This window comes from Streptomyces sp. CoH27 (assembly GCF_020181035.1).
In the GTDB taxonomy this organism is placed as follows: Bacteria; Actinomycetota; Actinomycetes; order Streptomycetales; family Streptomycetaceae; genus Streptomyces; species Streptomyces camelliae.
In genome coordinates, this window is record NZ_JAIQYY010000028.1 from 325 (window position 1) to 5,215 (window position 4,891).

General features: G+C 69.2%; 5 protein-coding genes. 2 read left to right on the plus strand and 3 right to left on the minus strand.

Annotated elements, in window-relative coordinates:
* Positions 1–25: 25 nt before the first annotated feature.
* The 3 genes from LE548_RS36255 to thyX all read right to left on the minus strand — a co-directional run bounded on the left by LE548_RS36255 (position 26) and on the right by thyX (position 3,788).
* Positions 26–1,711, minus strand: coding sequence for a ribonuclease J (locus LE548_RS36255; protein WP_225101283.1), 1,686 nt, complete (start codon positions 1,709–1,711; stop codon positions 26–28).
* A 173-nt stretch (positions 1,712–1,884) separates the two neighbouring features.
* Positions 1,885–2,784, minus strand: a complete 900-nt coding sequence (gene dapA / locus LE548_RS36260; protein ID WP_225101284.1) for a 4-hydroxy-tetrahydrodipicolinate synthase — start codon at positions 2,782–2,784, stop codon at positions 1,885–1,887.
* A gap of 260 nt (positions 2,785–3,044) precedes the next feature.
* On the minus strand, positions 3,045–3,788 hold the full coding sequence (gene thyX, locus LE548_RS36265) for an FAD-dependent thymidylate synthase (protein ID WP_225101285.1): 744 nt from the start codon (positions 3,786–3,788) through the stop codon (positions 3,045–3,047).
* A gap of 168 nt (positions 3,789–3,956) precedes the next feature.
* On the opposite strand from thyX, the gene LE548_RS36270 reads away from it, so the two are divergent.
* Positions 3,957–4,193, plus strand: a complete 237-nt coding sequence (locus LE548_RS36270; RefSeq protein WP_225101286.1) for a hypothetical protein — start codon at positions 3,957–3,959, stop codon at positions 4,191–4,193.
* A gap of 90 nt (positions 4,194–4,283) precedes the next feature.
* Complete coding sequence (locus tag LE548_RS36275; RefSeq protein ID WP_225101287.1) at positions 4,284–4,838, plus strand: hypothetical protein; 555 nt, start codon at positions 4,284–4,286, stop codon at positions 4,836–4,838.
* Positions 4,839–4,891: the final 53 nt, after the last annotated feature.

A 4,891-nucleotide genomic window follows, 5' to 3' on the forward strand; every position in this document is an offset into this window, starting at 1 on the left:
GCTCGGGTGATGCTCCGACGGACCGTCAGACCTCCACGACCACCGGGAGGATCATCGGCCTGCGGCGATAGGTGTCCGAGACCCACTTGCCGAGAGTGCGCCGAATGAGTTGCTGGAGCTGGTGAGGCTCCACGACGCCGTCCTGGGCGGACCTCTCCAGCACCTCGGTGATCTTCGGGAGGACGTCGGCGAAGGCCGAGTCCTCGATGCCGGAGCCGCGGGCCTGGACGTGCGGGCCGCCCGTGATCTTGCCGGTGGAGGCGTCCACGACCACGAAGACCGAGATGATGCCCTCGTCGCCGAGGATCTTGCGGTCCTTGAGGGCCGGCTCGCCGACGTCGCCGACGGAGAGGCCGTCGACGTAGACGTAACCGGCCTGGACCTTGCCGGAGATCTTGGCCTTGCCCTCGACCAGGTCGACCACCACGCCGTCCTCGGCGATGACGATCCGGTCGTGCGGGACACCGGTCAGGGCGCCCAGCTCGGCGTTCGCCCGCAGGTGGCGCCATTCGCCGTGTACCGGCATCAGGTTCTTCGGGCGGCAGATGTTGTAGAAGTACAGCAGCTCGCCCGCCGAGGCATGGCCGGAGACGTGCACCTTGGCATTGCCCTTGTGGACGACGTTGGCGCCCCAGCGGGTCAGGCCGTTGATCACGCGGTAGACCGCGTTCTCGTTTCCGGGGATGAGGGACGAGGCCAGGATGACCGTGTCGCCGTCCACGATGCGGATCTGGTGGTCCCTGTTGGCCATCCGCGACAGGGCCGCCATCGGCTCGCCCTGGGAGCCCGTGCAGACCAGGACCACCTCGTCGTCCGGGAGGTCGTCCAGGGTCTTGACGTCGACCACCAGGCCCGGCGGGACCTTCAGGTAGCCGAGGTCGCGGGCGATGCCCATGTTGCGGACCATGGAGCGGCCGACGAAGGCGACCCGGCGACCGTACTCGTGGGCCGCGTCCAGAATCTGCTGGATGCGGTGGACATGGCTGGCGAAGCTCGCCACGATGATCCGCTTGCGGGCGCCGGCGAAGACCTGGCGCAGGACGTTGGAGATGTCCCGCTCGTGCGGGGTGAAGCCCGGGACCTCGGCGTTCGTGGAGTCGGTGAGAAGGAGGTCGATGCCCTCCTCGCTCAGGCGCGCGAACGCGTGCAGGTCGGTCAGGCGGTTGTCCAGCGGGAGCTGGTCCATCTTGAAGTCGCCGGTGTGTACCGCCATACCGGCGGGCGTGCGGATGGCGACGGCCAGCGCGTCCGGGATGGAGTGGTTGACGGCGACGAACTCGCAGTCGAAGGGGCCGATGCGCTCGCGGTTCCCCTCGGCCACCTCCAGGGTGTACGGGCGGATCCGGTGCTCCTGGAGCTTGGCCTCGATCAGGGCCAGGGTCAGCTTGGAGCCGATCAGCGGGATGTCCGGCTTCTCGCGGAGCAGGAACGGGACGCCGCCGATGTGGTCCTCGTGGCCGTGCGTGAGGACGATGCCCTCGATGTCGCCGAGGCGGTCCCGGATGGACGAGAAGTCCGGCAGGATCAGGTCGATTCCGGGCTGCTCCTCCTCGGGGAAGAGCACTCCGCAGTCGACGATCAGCAGGCGGCCGCCGTACTCGAAGACCGTCATGTTCCGGCCGATCTCGCCGAGACCGCCGAGCGGGGTGACCCGCAGGCCGCCCTCGGGGAGCGGTGGGGGCGGGCCGAGTTCAGGATGCGGATGACTCAAAAGACTCTCCTCACCACGCACGCCACGTACCCGGTGAGGCACGTGGCGCGCATGACGTTCGTGCAGAAGCAGTTGTCGTTGTGGATGCGGGCACCGGTGGCCCGCTTATGCGGTTGTGTCTTCAGTTATGAAGTTTGTGGAGCTTGTTCAGCCGGGTGGCGCCAAGTCTGTTGTCAGAGCTGTACCCCGCCGGCGGCAAGATCGATCTTGAGCTGGGCGATCTCCTCGGGCGAGCACTCGACCATGGGCGAGCGCAGCGGCCCGGCGGGCAGTCCCTGAAGGGCGAGGGCGGCCTTGGTGGTCATGACGCCCTGGGTGCGGAACATGCCGGTGTAGACCGGGAGCAGCTTCTGGTGGATCTCGGTGGCCTTGACGACGTCGCCGGAGATGTACGCGTCGACGAGGGCGCGCAGGTCTGGCGTGACGACGTGACCGACGACCGAGACGAAGCCGACCGCGCCCACGGAGAGCAGGGGCAGGTTCAGCATGTCGTCGCCGGAGTACCAGGCGAGGCCGGACCGGGCGATGGCCCAGCTGGCGCGGCCGAGGTCGCCCTTGGCGTCCTTGTTGGCGACGATCCGGGGGTGCTCGGCGAGCCGGACGAGCGTCTCGGTGTTGATCGGGACACCGCTGCGGCCGGGGATGTCGTAGAGCATGACCGGCAGGCCGGTGGCGTCCGCGACGGCCGTGAAGTGGCGGTACAGGCCCTCCTGCGGGGGCTTGTTGTAGTAGGGCGTGACGACGAGGAGGCCGTGGGCGCCGACACGCTCGGCTTCGCGGGCCAGCTCAAGGCTGTGGTGGGTGTCGTTGGTGCCGACTCCGGCGACGACGTGGGCGCGGTCGCCGACCGCCTCCAGTACGGCTCGTACCAGGTCCGATTTCTCCGCATCGGTGGTGGTGGGGGACTCGCCGGTGGTGCCGTTGATGATCAGGCCGTCGTTGCCTGCGTCCACCAGATGGGCGGCGAGCCGCTGCGCGCCGTCGAGGTCGAGTGCGCCGTCCGCCGTGAAGGGCGTGACCATGGCGGTGAGGACCCGCCCGAAGGGGGTCTGCGGAGTCGAGGTCGGAGCCATGGGTAACACGCTACTCGGTGCTCCGTGCGTGGTCTGCCCTAGGGGGGCCGGGAAAGTCAGGACAAATGCGGAGCCCGGCACTGCCTGCTCGGGGGTTCAAGCAGTGCCGGGTCCGTTTGATCAGGCTAGATGAACTTCTCTAAATGCCGCAATACGGACACTTCGCCCGGCTGATCCGTACATCCGTTCCGGGTGGGCGAACAGGGCTTCGCAGGCCGTCGTGGGCCGTCGCGGACCGTCGCGGACCGTCGTGGGCTCGATTACGGAGCCACGCGTCCGTTCGCGTTGAAGGCGGCGTACGTCAGCGGCATGAGCTGGGCCCACTCCGCCTCCATCTTCTCGCCGACCATCTCGATCTCCCGCTGCGGGAAGGACGGCACCTTGGCCAGCTCGTGCTGGGTGCGCAGGCCGAGGAAGTGCATCAGGGAGCGGGCGTTGCAGGTGGCGTACATCGAGGAGTAGAGGCCGACGGGGAGGGCCGCGCGGGCGACCTCGCGGGCCACGCCCTCGGCGAGGAGCTTCTGGTACGCCGCGTACGCCTGCTCGTAGCTCTCGGCGAGGGTGCTGCTCACCGTCTCGTGCTGGGCCGGGGTGCCCTCGACGAAGACGTACTTGCCGGGGCGGCCCTCCTGGACGAGCTTGCGGTCGGCGCCGGGGATGTAGAAGACGGGCTGGAGCTCCCGGTAGCGGCCGGACTCCTCGTTGTACGACCAGCCGACGCGGTGCCGCATGAACTCGCGGAAGACGAAGATCGGGGCGCTGATGAAGAAGGTCATCGAGTTGTGCTCGAACGGGCTTCCGTGCCGGTCGCGCATCAGGTAGTTGATCAGGCCCTTGGAGCGCTCGGGGTCCTTCTTCAGCTCGTCCAGGGACTGCTCGCCGAGCGTGGAGACGCGGGCGGCGAACAGGACGTCTGCGTCCGACGCGCTGGACTTCACCAGCTCGACGGTGACATCACTGCGCAGGGTGAGCGACTCGGGGGTGGTCACGGGGGTCCTTCCCATCACTTCTTCAGGTTCGCGCCCACTGTACGGGGCGCCTCTGACAGTGCCGTACGGTGACCGACCCGTGACCTTGTCGATGATTTTTTCGGACATGGGCACCTTTTCCGTCAGTCGGACGTCTGTATCAATGAGGCCTGAGAGTTCGGCTTCGAGAGGAGAGGTCCTGTCATGTTCCGTCGGCGTGAGCCCGTGCCCTTCGCCTTCCTGGCCGAGGCGAACAGGTTCCGCAGCAATGTCGCTCCCCCGCCGCGCCGGAGGGCGTCGGCCGGGCAGATAGCCGGGCGCTGGCTGCTGGGCCTCACCATCGTCGCCGGGCTCGTGGGCTCGCTGATGCTCGGCATGCCGGCGCTGGCCACTCCCTCCAGTACGCCGGTGCAGCAGTCGCAGGCCGCCGACGGGCACTGACTCTTCCGGCGGTCCAAGGGTGGTGAGCGGCAACACGGCTCGATAGCCTCACCGGGCACAGCCCGCGCGAGGATCGAGTGAGGACCAGCCGTGCCCCTGCCCTTCCTGACGGCCGACCGCACCTTCGAGGCCGCTGCCGAGAGTGCGCTGCCCTACGACGACCGGGAGCGCTGGCGGCGCCCGTACCGCCCTGGGCCCTGGCGGGTGGGCATGGCCGCGCTGGCGTTGCTGCTGGCGTCCTTCGTGCTGTTCGCCGCGGTCGCCATCGCCCTGACCGGCTCGGTGTCCGTCGCCGGGGCGGTTCTCGGCGCGGCGCTCGTGGTCATCGCGGGTGCGCTGCGGCTGCTGCGCGTGGGCGTGTGGGTCAGCGGGCGCGGGCTGCGCCAGGTCGGGTTTCTGGTGACGCGTACGGTGCCGTGGGCGCGGGTCGTCTCGGTGCGGACGGTGCAGCAGCCGGTGCGCTGGCTGGGGTTGCCCCGGACGGTGCAGGGGCAGGCGCTGGCGCTCGTACGCGCGGACCGGCCGGCCGAGGAGACGTCGCCGCTGCTGACCACGCACACGCTGGACTTTCTGGGGCGCCCTGCCGCGTTCGACCGGGCTGCGGATGTGGTGGAGGCATGGGCGGCGGAGTACGAGCGCGGCTGAGCTGCCACAGGCACGCCGAGGGGGCCGGTCCGCTGGAGTGCGGGCCGGCCCCC